At 64.0% G+C, this 14,399-nt stretch carries 17 protein-coding genes; 9 read left to right on the top strand and 8 right to left on the bottom strand.

What is annotated here, in order from left to right:
• Positions 1 to 25: 25 nt before the first annotated feature.
• Entirely contained in the window at positions 26 to 958 is a 933-nt protein-coding gene (locus M2361_RS14415; protein WP_259249991.1) for a LysR substrate-binding domain-containing protein, read from the bottom strand.
• 76 nt (positions 959 to 1,034) lie between these two features.
• Here M2361_RS14415 and M2361_RS14410 point away from each other — a divergent pair, with 76 nt between their 5' ends.
• Complete coding sequence (locus M2361_RS14410; RefSeq protein WP_259249990.1) at positions 1,035 to 2,006, top strand: MBL fold metallo-hydrolase; 972 nt, start codon at positions 1,035 to 1,037, stop codon at positions 2,004 to 2,006.
• On the opposite strand, the gene M2361_RS14405 is transcribed toward M2361_RS14410, so the two are convergent.
• Complete coding sequence (locus tag M2361_RS14405; protein WP_259249988.1) at positions 1,994 to 2,908, bottom strand: DMT family transporter; 915 nt, start codon at positions 2,906 to 2,908, stop codon at positions 1,994 to 1,996. The genes M2361_RS14410 and M2361_RS14405 overlap by 13 nt on opposite strands.
• A 107-nt stretch (positions 2,909 to 3,015) precedes the next feature.
• On the opposite strand from M2361_RS14405, the gene M2361_RS14400 reads away from it, so the two are divergent.
• Positions 3,016 to 3,795: a helix-turn-helix transcriptional regulator gene (locus M2361_RS14400; RefSeq protein ID WP_259249987.1), complete on the top strand. Its 780-nt coding sequence runs from the start codon at positions 3,016 to 3,018 to the stop codon at positions 3,793 to 3,795.
• 74 nt (positions 3,796 to 3,869) lie between these two features.
• Here M2361_RS14400 and M2361_RS14395 read toward each other — a convergent pair whose 3' ends face one another.
• Positions 3,870 to 4,022, bottom strand: coding sequence for a hypothetical protein (locus M2361_RS14395; protein WP_259249985.1), 153 nt, complete (start codon positions 4,020 to 4,022; stop codon positions 3,870 to 3,872).
• Between the two features lie 287 nt (positions 4,023 to 4,309).
• Here M2361_RS14395 and M2361_RS14390 point away from each other — a divergent pair, with 287 nt between their 5' ends.
• From M2361_RS14390 to M2361_RS14380, 3 genes are read left to right on the top strand one after another with little or no spacing between them, the layout of a single operon-like run.
• Positions 4,310 to 4,789, top strand: coding sequence for a carboxymuconolactone decarboxylase family protein (locus M2361_RS14390; RefSeq protein ID WP_259249984.1), 480 nt, complete (start codon positions 4,310 to 4,312; stop codon positions 4,787 to 4,789).
• Between the two features lie 9 nt (positions 4,790 to 4,798).
• Positions 4,799 to 5,578 carry an SDR family oxidoreductase gene (locus M2361_RS14385; protein WP_259249981.1) on the top strand — a complete coding sequence of 260 codons (780 nt, stop codon included), beginning with the start codon at positions 4,799 to 4,801 and terminating at the stop codon, positions 5,576 to 5,578.
• Between the two features lie 33 nt (positions 5,579 to 5,611).
• Entirely contained in the window at positions 5,612 to 6,106 is a 495-nt protein-coding gene (locus tag M2361_RS14380) for an Ohr family peroxiredoxin (protein WP_259249979.1), read from the top strand.
• Between the two features lie 20 nt (positions 6,107 to 6,126).
• Here M2361_RS14380 and M2361_RS14375 read toward each other — a convergent pair whose 3' ends face one another.
• The 4 genes from M2361_RS14375 to M2361_RS14360 all read right to left on the bottom strand — a co-directional run bounded on the left by M2361_RS14375 (position 6,127) and on the right by M2361_RS14360 (position 9,475).
• Complete coding sequence (locus M2361_RS14375) at positions 6,127 to 7,131, bottom strand: LysR family transcriptional regulator (protein ID WP_259249978.1); 1,005 nt, start codon at positions 7,129 to 7,131, stop codon at positions 6,127 to 6,129.
• 133 nt (positions 7,132 to 7,264) lie between these two features.
• On the bottom strand, positions 7,265 to 7,699 hold the full coding sequence (locus M2361_RS14370) for a cupin domain-containing protein (protein ID WP_259249976.1): 435 nt from the start codon (positions 7,697 to 7,699) through the stop codon (positions 7,265 to 7,267).
• Positions 7,700 to 7,823: 124 nt separating this feature from the next.
• Positions 7,824 to 8,708: an RNA polymerase sigma-70 factor gene (locus tag M2361_RS14365; protein WP_259249974.1), complete on the bottom strand. Its 885-nt coding sequence runs from the start codon at positions 8,706 to 8,708 to the stop codon at positions 7,824 to 7,826.
• 119 nt (positions 8,709 to 8,827) lie between these two features.
• Positions 8,828 to 9,475, bottom strand: coding sequence for a DedA family protein (locus M2361_RS14360; protein ID WP_259249973.1), 648 nt, complete (start codon positions 9,473 to 9,475; stop codon positions 8,828 to 8,830).
• 320 nt (positions 9,476 to 9,795) lie between these two features.
• Here M2361_RS14360 and M2361_RS14355 point away from each other — a divergent pair, with 320 nt between their 5' ends.
• The 3 genes from M2361_RS14355 to M2361_RS14345 all read left to right on the top strand — a co-directional run bounded on the left by M2361_RS14355 (position 9,796) and on the right by M2361_RS14345 (position 12,621).
• Entirely contained in the window at positions 9,796 to 10,797 is a 1,002-nt protein-coding gene (locus M2361_RS14355) for an alpha/beta fold hydrolase (RefSeq protein ID WP_259249972.1), read from the top strand.
• Between the two features lie 118 nt (positions 10,798 to 10,915).
• On the top strand, positions 10,916 to 11,833 hold the full coding sequence (locus M2361_RS14350; protein ID WP_259249970.1) for an MBL fold metallo-hydrolase: 918 nt from the start codon (positions 10,916 to 10,918) through the stop codon (positions 11,831 to 11,833).
• A 38-nt stretch (positions 11,834 to 11,871) separates the two neighbouring features.
• The gene (locus tag M2361_RS14345) at positions 11,872 to 12,621 is read left to right on the top strand and encodes an SDR family NAD(P)-dependent oxidoreductase (protein WP_259249969.1); all 750 of its coding nucleotides are present in this window, start codon (positions 11,872 to 11,874) and stop codon (positions 12,619 to 12,621) included.
• Between the two features lie 6 nt (positions 12,622 to 12,627).
• Here M2361_RS14345 and M2361_RS14340 read toward each other — a convergent pair whose 3' ends face one another.
• Positions 12,628 to 13,224: a TetR/AcrR family transcriptional regulator gene (locus tag M2361_RS14340; protein ID WP_259249968.1), complete on the bottom strand. Its 597-nt coding sequence runs from the start codon at positions 13,222 to 13,224 to the stop codon at positions 12,628 to 12,630.
• A gap of 110 nt (positions 13,225 to 13,334) precedes the next feature.
• On the opposite strand from M2361_RS14340, the gene M2361_RS14335 reads away from it, so the two are divergent.
• The gene (locus tag M2361_RS14335) at positions 13,335 to 14,390 is read left to right on the top strand and encodes a sugar phosphate isomerase/epimerase (RefSeq protein ID WP_259249965.1); all 1,056 of its coding nucleotides are present in this window, start codon (positions 13,335 to 13,337) and stop codon (positions 14,388 to 14,390) included.
• The last annotated feature ends 9 nt before the right edge of the window (positions 14,391 to 14,399 follow it).

Genomic DNA, 14,399 nt, shown 5'->3' with positions numbered 1-14,399 from the left:
GCAGGCGTGCGGCATGCAGCGCCTGTCAGCCCCTGGGCTGTGCCCCGACCGATTTGATGATGTCGACCAACCACCGGATGGCCGGGTCATTGTCGCGGCTTTGATGCTTGACGATGGCAACGTGCGTGGGGGGGAGCTTGACCGGGAGTTCAGCGGTTTCCAGGCCGTACTCGCGGCGCCATACGTCGGCGAGAACGCCAGGCACGGTGGCCACAGCGGGCAGCTCTTTCAGCACGCGAGGCACGGACGAAAAGCCCGGCACCGTGCAGACAATGCGCCGCTCGATGCCGCGCAACGCCAGCGCCTCGTCAACGATGCCGCGGGTGGCGCCGCGGTAGGTGACCATCACATGGGGCAAAGATGCGAAGCGCTTCATGGTCAGTTTTCCGCCGCTTCCGATGATGCCCGCCCGTGCGACACAGCAGTAGGGCACCGTCGCCAACATTTCCGACCGCTGCCAGCGCAAGTCTGTTGAGAAGGGGCCGACGGCCAAATCGATTTCTTCCTGCTGCAACATGTCCGCAAAGCGGAATCGGTCAGTCGCCAGGACGGTCAGGCGCACGTGGGGCGCCTGTGCGGCAAGCCGGGCGAGCAAACCCGGAAGCAGCCAATCGTTGGCCCAATCCATCACGCCGATCGTGAAGCGTCGTTCGCTGCTTGCCGCGTCGAAAGTCGGCGTTTGCAGAATCACGGATTGCATCTCGGCCAGCACCGGCAGCAGTTGCGACTGCAATTCCAGCCCGCGCGGCGTCGGCAGCATGCCCCCTTGGGCGCGAACCAGCAGATCGTCCTGGAATAGCTCGCGCAGCCGCGCGAGCGCACCGCTGACGGCCGGTTGGCCCAGGTACAGGCATTGCGCGGCTTTGGAAACGCTTCTTTCCCGCAGCAGCACCAACAAGGTCACCAGAAGATTTAGGTCGACGCCTCGTAAATCACGTTCCCTGATATTGCTGATCATTAAATTCGATTTGATTGATGAGGGTGGGCTATTGAATCATGGGAACCCGTTGAGATAAACCACCAAGATATCGATCATGAAATTCCGTAACTTTCCGCTCCAGGCCGCCCTTGCGGTGGCATTGTCCCTGGGTGGCGCAGCGCTGCCGCTATCCGTTCACGCGGCCGCTCCCATGGTGAAAACGCAAGCGCCCGGGTTCTATCGCATGATGCTCGGCGCGTTCGAGATCACCGCGCTGAGCGACGGCACCGTCGATCTGCCCGCTGAGGAACTGCTGCACGGTCATGGCGGCGATATCGGCGGCCATCTGCGCGCCAGCCACCGGACGAGCCCGGTGGAAACATCCATCAATGCGTATCTGGTCAACACCGGCGACAAGCTCGTGCTCATCGACGCCGGGACCGGTGGCTTGATGGGCCCCGAGCTTGGCAGGCTAGGCGACAACCTGCGCGCGGCCGGCTACCTGCCGGAGCAAGTCGACGAGATCTTGCTGACCCATGCCCATCCTGACCATCTTGGTGGGCTGATGGTCCAGGGCAAGATGGCGTTCGCGAACGCCACCATCCGCATGGAGCAGGCCGAAGCGAGCTATTGGATGTCGTCTGAGCAGATGGGCAAGGCGGATGACATGGCCCGCGGCTTCTTTGAAGGCGCCATCACCTCGCTGACGCCGTACGCGCAGGCCGGCAAGCTGGTGCCATTTCGCGCCGGCGCGCAACTCTTGCCCGGTATCAGCGCGCTGACGGCGCACGGCCACACCGTGGGCCACACCGTCTACGCGGTTGAAAGCCAGGGCCAACGACTTCTGCTGATCGGCGATCTGATCCACGTCGGCGCGGTACAGCTCCCGCATCCCGAGGTGACCATTGCATTCGACATGGATGAGAAGAAAGCCGCCGCAACCCGTCTGCAATTCTTCGGCGACGCGGCGCGAGACCGCACGCTGATTGCGGCCGCGCACCTGTCATTCCCCGGCATCGGCCGCCTGGTGAAGACCGGTAAGTCGTTTCTTTGGGAACCCGTCGACTACAGCACTCAACTGCATTGAGCGGTGCCTGCGCGCGCGGCATGCAGCGGCCGATGCACCGTCTGCGCAATCAGCACGCCGATCAGGCTCATGCTGCCGCCGATGACGTGATAGGCGTGCATCTGTTCGCCCAACATCGCCACGGCCAGCACGGCCGTCAACACGGGCAGCAGATTGATGAAGATGCTGCACCGGTTCGGCCCCAGGTGCTTCACGCCTTGAATCCAGAAGAACGACAGCAGAATGGATGAGCCGATGCCCGCGTAGGCGATCAGCGGCAAGGTGCGCGCGTCCAGCGACGCCGCGCCCGCCGGCAGCATCAGGAAGAACGGCAGCATGAAAACCAGCGCGGCCACGGCTTGCAGGTACACCGCCTGCCACGCCGGAATCGTCAGGCGCCAGCGGCGCAGCAGCACGCCATACAGCGCGTACGACAAGGACGCCAGCAGCATCAGCAGGTCGCCCACATGCACGCCGTTGCGCGCGATGGCGGCGATGTCGCCTTGGCCCACCACGTACAGCAGACCCACGAACGACAGCACGCCGCCCACCGCCATGCCTATCGTCAACGCTTCGCCCAGCACGATCACGCTGAGTATCGCCGTCAATAAGGGCACCAGCGCGGTGACGATGGCCATGTTGGTGGCCGTGGTGCTTTCGGCCGCGCGGTACGACAGGCTCTGAAACAGCGCCATGGCCAGCAGGCCGCTGACTGCCATCTTGCCCAGGTGCGGCCGCACCGACGCCCAGTTGCGTCGCAGCGACGGCAGCACAAAGGGCGTCATCAGCGCCAGCGCCAGGATCAGGCGGTAGAAGGTGATGGCCGTGGGGGAAATTGCGGACGCGGCCAGCTTGGACACGATGACGTTGCCCGCCCACAGCACGATGGCCATGAACGGAAAGAGCAGGGAAGTGATGGACATGAAGGTCTCCAGAACGAGCCTTGCATGGTGCCGCTCGGGGCAGGCGTCCGTCTGACGCTACTATGTCGCCAGTTATCGCAAAACTGCCAACTCGCAACACCGCCAACATGGAAGATTCCCGGTTCGACGCTACCTTCGCGGCTTCCGGCGCGCCCGCCGCCGCCTTGGCGGTGGACTACCCCGACGGCCATTTCATTGCGCCCCATCGCCACGACCGCGCGCAACTGCTGTACGCCATCCAGGGCGTAATGACCATCGACGCCGAAGGCGGCCGATGGGTGGTGCCGCCCACGCGCGGCGTCTGGCTTGAAGCTGACGTGGCGCACTCCGTCCGCATGCACGGCGCAGTGCGGGTGCGCACCGTGTTCGTCGATGGCCGCGCCACCGCCCATCTGCCCGCGCGCAGTTGCGTGCTGGACATCTCGCCCTTGTTGCGGGAACTGATCGTGGCGGCGGTGGATGTTGACCTTTCCGAGCCAGCCAGCCCCGGGTCCCGCGATTGGCATTTGCTGCACTTGCTGTTGCAGGAATTGCGCAGCCTGCCGGTGTTGCCCTTGTATCTGCCGATGCCGGCGGACGCGCGCCTCAGGAAATTCTGCGACGCCTTGATGCGCGAACCCGATGCGGCGTTGACGCTGGATGAGTGGGCCGCCCGGCTGCACCTGTCCACCCGCACCTTGCACCGGCAGTTTCAGCAACAGACCGGCATGCGGCTAGGGCAGTGGCGCCGGCAGGCGCGGCTCCTGCTGGCGCTGGAACGCCTGGCAGGCGGGGCGCGGGTAGTGGATGTGGCGCTGGAACACGGCTACACCAGCCAGAGCGCGTTCGCGGCCATGTTCAAGAAGCACTTCGGCGTGTCGCCGGGGGCGTTTTATCGGCGGGGTTGATGGGTAGGGTTTGCAGCGGCCATGTGCGTATAGCGTTTGCCCTCGTAGGACACGCCGGCGCTTGCAGGTGGCGATCAAGTCGATGCCAAGGTTTGACCGGGGGACATGCCGAGCTTCGACGTGTCGTCGTTGTCATTGAAAAAGGCACTGAGCGGGGCCTGGGCATCCTTTGAATAATGCAGCAGCAGGAAACGCATACGGGACTTCGGTCCAACGATTTCGGCCATTGGGATTCTCTCCAGAGAATTGCTCCACGTCCAAGGGTAACGGGTACTGGCATGACGCAAACTCTCCGGTCTCCCCGACAGGGCTGTCGGCACGGCCTTCCGGACGGGATTAGCCGGCACGGCTTAATACCAGGTTTCACGATTGTTGCGCGCCAGGCAACACCATGGTCCCTTGCCCGGGTCTACTGCTGCCCTCCCAGCAGACCTACGATTTGGGCGTCGTTCAAGCACGCGCAATCGTCGGCTAAGCCCAGCCGAACCGCGCCAAACTATCCAGGGAAATCACCATGAGTCAACGTCTTAACGCCTTTGCGCAATCGCCCGAGCTGTTCAAGAAGTTCGTCGAATTCGGCATGCTCTTGAAGAAGAGCGCGATTGAATCGTCCATCCTGAGCCTGGTTGAGATCCGCGCGTCGCAGATCAATGGCTGCGGCTTTTGCCTGGACATGCATGTGAAAGAAGCCAAGATCCACGGCGAAGGTGAACTGCGCCTGCACCATGTGGCGATCTGGCGCGAGTCCACCGAGTTTTCGCCGCGCGAACGCGCCTGCTTGGCGTGGACCGAAGCGCTGACCACGTTGGGCGCGCATGGCGTGTCCGACGAGATCTACGAGCGCGTGCGCGGCGAGTTGTCCGAAAAGGAAATCTCGGATCTCAGCTTCGCGGTCATGGCCATCAATAGTTGGAACCGCCTTAACGTCGGCTTTCGCACCGTGCCCGGTTCGGCCGACAAAGCCTATGGCCTGGACAAGGCCAAGTTCAGCTAAGGACGCATCATGAAAATCCTAGTCATTGGCGGTACCGGCCTGATCGGCTCCAAACTCGTCGACCTGCTTATCGCGCGTGGCCATGAGGCCATTGCGGCTTCGCCCGCCACGGGCGTGAACACGGTGACCGGCGAGGGCCTGGATGATGCGCTGGCGGGGGTGGACACGGTGGTTGACGTGGCCAACTCGCCATCGTTCGAAGACGCGGCGGTGCTGGCGTTCTTCCAGGCCTCGGGGCGCAACCTGCTGTCGGCTGAAGCCCGGGCCGGCGTGAGTCACCATGTTGCGCTGTCGGTGGTGGGCACGCATCGCTTGGCGGAAAGCGGGTACTTTCGCGGCAAGATCGCGCAGGAAGACCTGATCGAAGCCGGGGGCATTCCGTACACCATCGTGCACAGCACGCAGTTCTTCGAGTTCCTGGGCGGCATCGTGCAGTCGGGCGCGCAGGGCAATGAAATTCGGCTCTCGCCCGCCTATGTGCAGCCGATTGCGTCGGACGACGTGGCGTTGGCCATGGCGGACGCCACCTTGGGCGCGCCGGTGAACGGCACGGTCGAAATCGCCGGCCCGGAGAAGGTGCGACTGGCCGATCTGGTGCAACGCTACCTGGGTAAAATCGGCGACACTCGCCACGTGCAGGCGGACCCGGGCGCGCGCTATTTTGGCGCATTGCTCAACGACGACACGCTGGTGCCACGATCGACCCCGCGCCTGGGCAAGATCGACTTCGACTCTTGGTTCAGTCAGTCGGGTGCAAATTCCGGCGCAAGTTCGGGCACAAAAAAATAGCGGCGCAACGTAGCGGCGCAAACAAGGACCACCATGAGCAAACTGCGGCCGCCTTCCCAGGCTCTGCTGGATAAGTACCGGGGAGGGGATTTTCATCCCCTCTACACCACCAGCGTGACGGTGCGCGGCGGGGAGGCTGCGCATGGCCGCGCCTCGGGCATCGCTATCTCGGACGACGGCGAATTGTATGTAGAGCTGCGCTTGCCGGTTGAACTGGGCGGGAAGGGCGGGGGAACCAACCCCGAACAATTGTTCGCGGCCGGCTATGCCGCGTGCTTTCATGGCGCGCTGAGCATGCTGGCCGAGCGCTCGGGCCTGTCGCTGCCGGATGCGTCGGTGACGGCCACTGTGTCGTTCGGCCGCGACCCCGTCGATGGCCTGTTTGCGCTGAAGGCCGAGGTCAACATCCATCTGCCCGGCGTGGCCCGCGACGTGGCCGAAGAACTGGTGCGCAACACCGAACGCCTGTGTCCGTACGCCAAGATGGCGCAGGGCGGCATAGAAAGCGTCGTCGCCCTGACCCAATAACGGCCTGGGCTGCAAGCGGCCTAGGCTTTCTTGGGCAGCAGGCTATCCAGAATCTGCAGGTCCATGGCACGGATGCGATCGGTCATGTAGTCGATGAACACGCGCATGCGTGCAGGCAAATGCTGACGGCTTAGAAAACACAGGTAATGCCCGCGGTCGTCGGGCGCATGTTGCGGCAGGCAGGCCACCAGCGTGCCCGCGCGCAAGTGATCGCAAACCTGATAAGCGGCCATTTGCGCGATGCCGTGCCCGTCCAGCACCGACTGCAACACCAAGTCGGCGTCGTTGAAGGTCAACATGGCGGGCGGCGCTACCTTGCGCAGATAGCCCCCCACCTTGAATTCCCATTCATACACGCGCCCCGATGCCAGGCGGAAATTTACGCACTGATGCTCCGGGATGTCGTCAACGCTGGCCGGCAGGCCGTGCTTGGCGGCATAGGCGGGCGAGGCGCACAGCAGCATCTGCATGGGGATCACTTTCTTAGCGATCACCTGGCTGTCTTCCATGCGGCCGTTGCGAAACGACACGTCGACGCGGTCCGTCGTGAAATCGGTGGGGCCGTCATCCAGCAGCAGTTCCACCGAGATACCCGGGTTAGCCGCGCGAAACTCGTGCAACAGCGGCGCAACGATCTTGCGGCCGAAGCCCACCGTTGAACACACGCGCAGTTGGCCGGAGGGCGGGCCTTCGCGCAGTTCGCGCATGTCGTCCAAGGCCTGGATGATGCGCGCCACGCCCGGATGGCATTGCTCGTAGAAGCGTTGGCCCTCGGTGGTCAGCGAGGTGCTGCGCGTGGTGCGCACGAACAGCCGGGTGCCTAACTGGTCTTCCAGCTTCTGCACGCTGCGGCTGACGGCCGAGCGGCCGATGCCCAGCCGGTCGCCGGCCTTGGCGAAGTTGCCTTCGGTGGCAACGGCAAGAAACGCCACCACGCCGGCATAGCTGGTGGCGAAGCTGTCGGCCAGGGAATCTGGTCCATTGGGGGCGGGGATGGCAGGTGTGGCGGGGTAGGGTGTCGACATGATGGCGGCGCCGCGATTTTGGTTGATCCTACTGCTAAGACGGCGCGCGGGGCAATCTTGTGACACGGGACGCAAAAAAACTGGCTTTCCACCAGGGAAAGCCAGTTTGGACCTGCAAGGTTTGATAAGTCCCTTATTGGATCGGGGTCAGGATGGGCGCGCCTTTTTTCTTGATCAGCACCACCACGAACTTGGCCGGCTGGGTCTGGCTGGCGTTGCGGCCCACGGTGTGGATGTCGTCCGGCCCTTCAAAAAAGGTCTGGCCCGGGGTTAGCGTGACTTCCTTGCCGCCCTTGACCTGCATGACGATGCTGCCTTCCAGCACGTACACGAAGCTGTAGGCGTCGTGGCGGTGAACGGGGTCGACCGCGCCGGGCGGATAGTCCACCGTGATCATCACGGCGTCCTTGCCGGGAATATCCGGCAGGGCTTTCGTCATGAGTTCCGTGACGATGGCGTCGGGGGGCTTAGCGGGGTTCGCCGGGGCCGCGGCATGGGCAAGCGGGCTCAGCAGCGCGCCGGCGGCAATAAAAGTAAAAGGCAACCCGAACTTCGTGATCTTCGACATGGCGTGTCCTTGGTGGAGGTGTGACACGCCCATCGTAGAAGTGCCGCCCGCGCGGCGGTAGGCCCGCGCGAGGGATCACCATGTTGCCCGCCATGCAACACCGCCCCGGCGTAGACGGCGGCGATCAGCCTTGCCGCGCCAGCGCCGACGCGATGCGCGCCAGCTTGTCCGGATTGCGTTGCACCAACACCCGCGTCAGGCGCTCACCGTCCGTCTCGTAGGACTGCACGGATTCAAGCTGGCCATCAATGAAGCGCAGCAGCGTCCATTGCCCGTTCACCTGCACCACGTCGACATGCAAGGCATCGCGGTAGCGGCGCTTGCCCGCGTAGAACAGTTGCGCCAGGCGCTTCCCGCCCACCAGGCTGGCAAAGCTTGTGACCTTGTCGCCACCGTCGCCGATGAGTTCGGCATCATCGCTCAACAAGGCATGCAGGCCGTGGAAGTCGCTGCGCTGCATGGCGTCGGCAAAGGTCAGCAGCAGGCGTTGCAAGGTTGCGCGCGGGACCGTTTCGCGCGGGGCGCCCTGGCGCAATTGCAACCTGGCCCGCCGCACCAATTGGCGGATGGCGGCCGGGGTCTTGTCGAGCGTCTGCGCGATGTCTTCGTAGTCGGCGTCGAACACGTCGCGCATCAGGAAGGCCGCGCGCGCGTCGGGTGACAGGCGTTCCAGCATGAACAGAAACGCCACCGACACATCGTCGGCCATCTCGTGGATCTGTTCAGGGGTGGATGGCGGCGCGGCCATCAGCATGGGCTCGGGTAGCCAGACACCCGTGTAATGGGCGCGTTCGGCCTTGGCGGCGCGCAGGCGGTCAATGGACAAGCGCGTGGTGGCCGTGACCAGCCAGGCTTCGGCGTTCTGCACTGCGTCGCGGTCGGCGCCGTGCCAACGCAGCCACGCTTCCTGCACCACGTCTTCCGCCTCGGCAACCGCGCCCAGCATGCGATAGGCAATGGCGTACAGGCGGGGGCGGTGACACTCGAAGAGGGACGCGGAGTCGGTCATGGGGGGAGCCAACGCCCGGGGAAGGGAGGCGTGAAGCCACGTATTTTGCCGCAGCGCGCCGGTGGCGACAAGCGCGAAGACGCCGCGCGCGGGCGGGCTTGTCATGTCCAGCCGCCACGTCAAAGCGTGCCAATGGGCGGTTTGCCTTGCGCCCGGGACCGACGCACGCGCCGTGCGCAGCGGTACGCCAGATACGTCGCCGCCAGTACGCCAAGCACGATCAGCGCCTGCCCACCCACCGCCGACAACGCAGCCAACAGTTGATGGATCTGCGCCGCGAAGCTGGCGCCCAGCACCAGGCCCACCGACGCCCACAGCGCCACGCCTACGCAGTCGTGCCAGATAAAAGACCGCAAGCGCACGCCCATCGCGCCGCAAAGCGGTACGGCCACTAACGACAGGCCGGGCACGAAGCGCGCCACGAACAGCAGTCGCACGCCCCAGCGGCCGAAGAACTTCTCGGTCTTCGTGATGCAAGCATCGCGTGACAACGTCAGGTTGCACACGGTGTTCAGCGTGCGTGGCCCATAGCGCACGCCGCCCACATACCAGATCAGGTCCGCCAGCACGCCAGCCACCACGGCCGCGCCCAGCATCAGGCACAGCGGCATGGCCGCCACCCACGAACCGGCCGGCTGCACGGCATGGCAGGCGCCCACCGCGATCAGCGTCGGCATGACGGGCAGGGGCAGGCCCAGCGACGCGCCCAGCACGTTAAGAAAGACCAGTAGCGCGCCGTATTGCGCGATCCATTCATGCGGCGGCATGGAAGGTTCTGGTCGAGGTGGCGCAACGATCTGTCTTCACGATTCTTCGCCTCGTCATGGGGAAAGTGGATAAGTCAGGCGTTGCAGTGGGCGAGCTTGCGCGGCCCGTGTCATGCAACGACGAACCCCATGCTAGAGACGCGGCGCGCAGCGCGGTAGGCGTGGCGAAGGACGCATGGTGTTGTGCGCGCGACAACAATTCGCGGGCGTTTCGCATTGGTGTCCACGGCACAACAGTGCGCTTCCCGATGAGGACCTACCGCGCCTCGGAGGCCAGACCTACGATTCGCTCGTCATCTTCTTCCACCCAAGGGGCACTCATGAGCGACAGCAATAACTCCACCTCCAGCACCACCCGCAACTCCACCCACAGCGCCACCCGCCGCACGCTGCTAGCCGGCAGCGCGGCGCTTGCGACCAGCGCGTTTGCGCTTGGCGCGCAAGCCAGTTCGCAACTCACTCCACGCAATCCGCAATCCACCCAAGGCACACGCATGACATCCAGCACCTTCACCACCCAGGACGGCACGCAGCTCTACTACAAGGACTGGGGCGACGGCCCGGTCGTCACGTTCTCGCACGGCTGGCCGCTGAACGCGGACGCTTGGGACGGGCAAATGCACTTCCTGGCGCAGAACGGTTTTCGCGTCATTGCGCATGACCGTCGCGGCCACGGCCGGTCGGCGCAACCCTCGTCCGGCAACGACATGGACACCTATGCCGATGACTTGGCGCAGCTGATCGAGGCGTTGGACCTGAAGAACATCACGATGGTCGGCCACTCCACGGGCGGCGGCGAAGTGGTGCGCTACATCGGCCGCCATGGCTCCAAGCGCGTTGCGCGCGCCGTGCTGATCGGCGCGGTGCCGCCCGTGATGGTGAAGTCGGCATCCAACCCCGGCGGCCAGCCCATTGAAGTGTTCGACGGCATCCGCAAGGGCGTGGCCGGTGACCGCTCGCAGTTCTACAAAGAGCTGGCCGTGCCCTTCTACGGCGCCAATCGAAACGGCGCCAAGGTGTCGCAGGGCATGCTGGACCAGTTCTGGTTGTGGAGCATGCAGAGCGGCCAGAAGAACGCCTACGAATGCGTCAAGGCGTTCTCTGAAACGGACTTCACGGAAGATCTGAAAAAGATCAGCGTGCCGACGCTTTTCATGCACGGCGAAGACGACCAGATCGTGCCGCTGCACGACTCGGCCAAGAAGGCCGCGCGGCTGGTCAAACACGCCAAGGAACTCTATTACCCCGGCGCCCCGCACGGCTTGACCGCCACGATGCAAGACCGCATCAACGCTGACATTCTTGCCTTCCTGCGCGCCTGATCGCGCGATGAAGCGTCTTTGCTGCGGTGCTTAGCCGCAGTGTTTCACGGCAGCGCTTTATCGCTGTTTATCACCCTTCCTCAATGCGGCCGCCCGGCCGCCCCTCAGGAGATTTGCCATGTTTGCCACTGACAACATCCAACAAGCCAATAGCCACCAACCGCTGGATCTGGTTCCGTCCCGCTACGCCGTGCAAGTGGGCGATATTGACGCACTGGTCGTCAGCGACGGCGTGCTGCCGCTGCCCACCTCAACCATGGCCACCAACGTCGACCCCGCCGAGCTGGCGAATTGGCTGGACCACATGTTCATGCCGCCCGACGCCTTCGACTGGCCCTTGAACGTGATGGTGGCGCGCAGCGGCAAGCAGACCATCTTGATCGACGCCGGCCTGGGCGGGCAGTTTCCGGGCTTTCCGCGTGCGGGGATGTTCCCGCAACGCCTGGAGTCCGCGGGCATCGCGCTGGAGTCGGTCACCGACGTGATCATCACGCATATGCACATGGACCACGTGGGCGGCCTCTTGGTCGACGACGTCAAGAAGCGCTTGCGGCCGGACGTGCGCATCCACGTGTCGGCGGCCGAAGTCGACTTCTGGACCTCGCCGGACTTCTCGCAAACGGTGATGCCCAAGCCGGTGCCGGCAGTGCTCAAGACGACCGCCACCGCTTTCTACAACGAATACCGCGACCGCTTGCACATCTTCCAGGACAAGCATGAAGTCGCGCCGGGCGTCTTCGTGCGCGTTACGGGCGGCCACACGCCCGGACATTCCGTCGTCGACCTGGTGTCGGGCGGCGAACGCCTGACCTTTGCCGGCGACGCGATGTTTCCGGTGGGCTTTGACCACCCCGAATGGCAGAACGGTTTTGAACATGATCCCGAGGAATCGACTCGCGTCCGTATCGGCCTGTTCGATGAACTGGCGCAGAACCGTGGGCTGCTGGTGGCCGCGCACCTGCCGTTCCCGTCCGTCGGCCGCATCGCGGTGGACGGCGACGCCTATCGCTGGGTGCCGGTCATCTGGGACTTCTAAGCGCCAAGCCGCCCGTTGAGTTCAATGAAGGAATACACATGAAGAAGCTTGCAGGAAAAACAGCCGTCATCACGGGCGGCAACAGCGGCATCGGGTTTGCCACCGCCCAGGCCTTCGTTGCCCAAGGCGCACGCGTCGCGATTCTGGGGCGGCGGCAAGGCGCGGTGGACCACGCCGTGGAAGCGCTTGGCGCATCCGCCTTCGGCGTGGTGGGCGACGTGGCCGACCTGGCCACGCATGACCGCCTGATGGCACAGGTGCATGAACGCTTCGGCCCCATCGACATCTACATGGCCAACGCCGGCATGAACCACATTGAACCGTCCACGGCGGTCAGCGTGGACAGCTACGACAGCCAGTTCGGCATCAATACGCGGGCGCTGTTCTTCGGCGTGACCAAGGCGTTGCCGGTCATGCGCGATGGCGGCAGCATCATCCTGACCAGTTCGATCGCCAGCGCCAAGGTGCTGGAGAACCACGCGGTCTACGCCGGCTCAAAGGCGGCCGTCGAAGCCTTTGCGCGTGCCTGGGCCTTGGAGTTCAAGACCCGGAAGATTCGCGTCAACGTGCTCAGCCCCGGCCCCACCGACACGCCCATCCTGGAAAAGCTGGGCGTGGCCGACGCTGACCGTGCCGCGTTCGAACAGAGCATGGCCTCGGCCATTCCCTTGGGCCGGATGGCGACCCCGGACGAATTGGCGCGCGCCGCCTTGTTCCTGGCGTCGGACGACAGCAGCTTCATCACTGGCGTCGTATTGCGGGTGGATGGTGGGATGGCGTTGACCTGAGAGCGGTCAGGCCAGTACAGCGTCCAGGGCGCACAGCGCCGGCGTAATCATGGCCAGCAGCCGGGCCTTGCTTACGCCGTCGCGCGCCTGAACCGACAGACCATGCAGCACAACAGCGTAGAAATCACCCAGCGCCTGCACGTCTGTCCCGGCCTTGAGTTCGCCTGCTCGCCGGGCGGAATCAAGCCGGTCGATGATGCCTTGCGTGCGAGCCTTTCGATGCGTGGTCAGCCATGCCATGACGTCTTCGTTTTCGGCGGCATAGTTGGTGGCCGCGCTGACCACCATGCAACCCTGCGGCCGGCCTCGCCGGGTGTAGGTCAACACCGCATCGGTCAGCAGCTTTTCAATGGCGACGCGTACGCCGTCTTCGGTCTGGAGCGCGGTCTCGGCAAACGCGCCGTCGCCGGCTTCGTACCGTGCCACGGCCTCGCGAAACAGCGCTTGCTTGGATCCGAAGGCAGCATAAAGCCGTGCCGACGCCAGGCCGGTGGCTGCCACCAGATCGGCCATCGACGTGCCTTCATAACCTTGTTTCCAAAACGCCAGCATGGCTTGCTGAAGCGCTAGGTCGCGGTCGAATTCTCTGGGTCTGCCTGCCATCACGGTCTCGGTGGAATGAACTGAACGCAGTGTACCGCCGGCCCACCGATTTGCATCGCGCGGATTTATCTTCTATTCTTTGTTGATCGACAAACAATTAAGGAATCGATATGAGAACGATCAAAGGCCCCAGCCTGCACCTTGCCCAGTTCAGCGACGCCGCCGCGCCGTTCAACAGCTTGCCCGCGATTGCGCAATGGGCGGCGGGGGTCGGCTTCAAGGCCTTGCAGATTCCCGCGTGGGACAAGCGCCTCTTCGATGCCGAGACGGCCGCGCTCAGCCAGGACTACTGTGACGAGATCGTGGGCATGCTGGCCACGCACGGCTTGGTGATCAGCGAGCTCACCACGCATATTTTTGGCCAGGCGCTGGCCGTGCATCCGGCCTATGACGCCATGGTCGATAGCTTCGCGCCCCAGGAAGCGCGCGGCAATCCGCAGGCCAGGACGGCATGGGCAAAGCAGGGGCTGTTGAATTCGGCGCGTGCCTCGCGGCGGTTGGGCTTGACGGAGATGGGCACGTTCTCCGGCTCGTTGGCGTGGCCGTACTTGTTTCCGTTTCCGCAACGGCCCGAAGGCTTGATCGAGACGGCCTTCGATGAACTGGCTCGCCGCTGGCGGCCGGTGTTGGACGCTTGCGATGAGCAAGGCGTGAACCTGTGCTACGAGATCCATCCCAGCGAAGACCTCCACGACGGCATTACCTTCGAGATGTTCCACGAGCGCGTTGGCGCCCATCCGCGCTGCGCCATTCTGTTCGACCCCAGCCACTTCGTGTTGCAGCAGTTGAACTACCTGGACTACCTGGATATCTACAAAGACCACATCCGCATGTTCCATGTGAAGGACGCGGAATTCAATCCCACGGGCCGCCAAGGCATCTACGGCGGCTATCAATCCTGGATCAACCGTGCGGGGCGCTTCCGCTCGCTGGGAGATGGCCAGGTGGATTTCAAGTCCATCTTCTCGAAGCTTGCGCACTACGACTACGCGGGCTGGGCCACGCTGGAATGGGAATGCTGCCTGAAAGACCAGGAAACCGGCGCACGCGAGGGCGTCGAGTTCATCAACCGGCACATCATCCCCGTGACGGCGAAGGTGTTCGACGACTTCGCCGGCGCCGCCATTGACCAACAACAGATCCATGCCTTGCTGGGCATGGCATAAGCGCAAAGA

Source organism: Achromobacter sp. JUb104, from assembly GCF_024806975.1.
Lineage (GTDB): Bacteria > Pseudomonadota > Gammaproteobacteria > Burkholderiales > Burkholderiaceae_B > Achromobacter > Achromobacter spanius.
This window is presented reverse-complemented; position numbering and strand designations above follow the sequence as displayed.

Bases quoted from the DNA above. Each gene is read 5' to 3' on its own strand.
- M2361_RS14410 (WP_259249990.1), top strand. From the start codon at position 1,035: ATGAAATTCCGTAACTTTCCGCTCCAGGCCGCCCTTGCGGTGGCATTG.
- M2361_RS14370 (WP_259249976.1), bottom strand. From the start codon at position 7,699: ATGTCGAAGATCACGAAGTTCGGGTTGCCTTTTACTTTTATTGCCGCC.
- M2361_RS14350 (WP_259249970.1), top strand. From the start codon at position 10,916: ATGTTTGCCACTGACAACATCCAACAAGCCAATAGCCACCAACCGCTG.
- M2361_RS14395 (WP_259249985.1), bottom strand. From the start codon at position 4,022: ATGGCCGAAATCGTTGGACCGAAGTCCCGTATGCGTTTCCTGCTGCTG.
- M2361_RS14400 (WP_259249987.1), top strand. From the start codon at position 3,016: ATGGAAGATTCCCGGTTCGACGCTACCTTCGCGGCTTCCGGCGCGCCC.
- M2361_RS14390 (WP_259249984.1), top strand. From the start codon at position 4,310: ATGAGTCAACGTCTTAACGCCTTTGCGCAATCGCCCGAGCTGTTCAAG.
- M2361_RS14415 (WP_259249991.1), bottom strand. From the start codon at position 958: ATGATCAGCAATATCAGGGAACGTGATTTACGAGGCGTCGACCTAAAT.
- M2361_RS14365 (WP_259249974.1), bottom strand. From the start codon at position 8,708: ATGACCGACTCCGCGTCCCTCTTCGAGTGTCACCGCCCCCGCCTGTAC.
- M2361_RS14345 (WP_259249969.1), top strand. From the start codon at position 11,872: ATGAAGAAGCTTGCAGGAAAAACAGCCGTCATCACGGGCGGCAACAGC.
- M2361_RS14375 (WP_259249978.1), bottom strand. From the start codon at position 7,131: ATGTCGACACCCTACCCCGCCACACCTGCCATCCCCGCCCCCAATGGA.
- M2361_RS14360 (WP_259249973.1), bottom strand. From the start codon at position 9,475: ATGCCGCCGCATGAATGGATCGCGCAATACGGCGCGCTACTGGTCTTT.
- M2361_RS14405 (WP_259249988.1), bottom strand. From the start codon at position 2,908: ATGTCCATCACTTCCCTGCTCTTTCCGTTCATGGCCATCGTGCTGTGG.
- M2361_RS14355 (WP_259249972.1), top strand. From the start codon at position 9,796: ATGAGCGACAGCAATAACTCCACCTCCAGCACCACCCGCAACTCCACC.
- M2361_RS14340 (WP_259249968.1), bottom strand. From the start codon at position 13,224: ATGGCAGGCAGACCCAGAGAATTCGACCGCGACCTAGCGCTTCAGCAA.
- M2361_RS14385 (WP_259249981.1), top strand. From the start codon at position 4,799: ATGAAAATCCTAGTCATTGGCGGTACCGGCCTGATCGGCTCCAAACTC.
- M2361_RS14380 (WP_259249979.1), top strand. From the start codon at position 5,612: ATGAGCAAACTGCGGCCGCCTTCCCAGGCTCTGCTGGATAAGTACCGG.
- M2361_RS14335 (WP_259249965.1), top strand. From the start codon at position 13,335: ATGAGAACGATCAAAGGCCCCAGCCTGCACCTTGCCCAGTTCAGCGAC.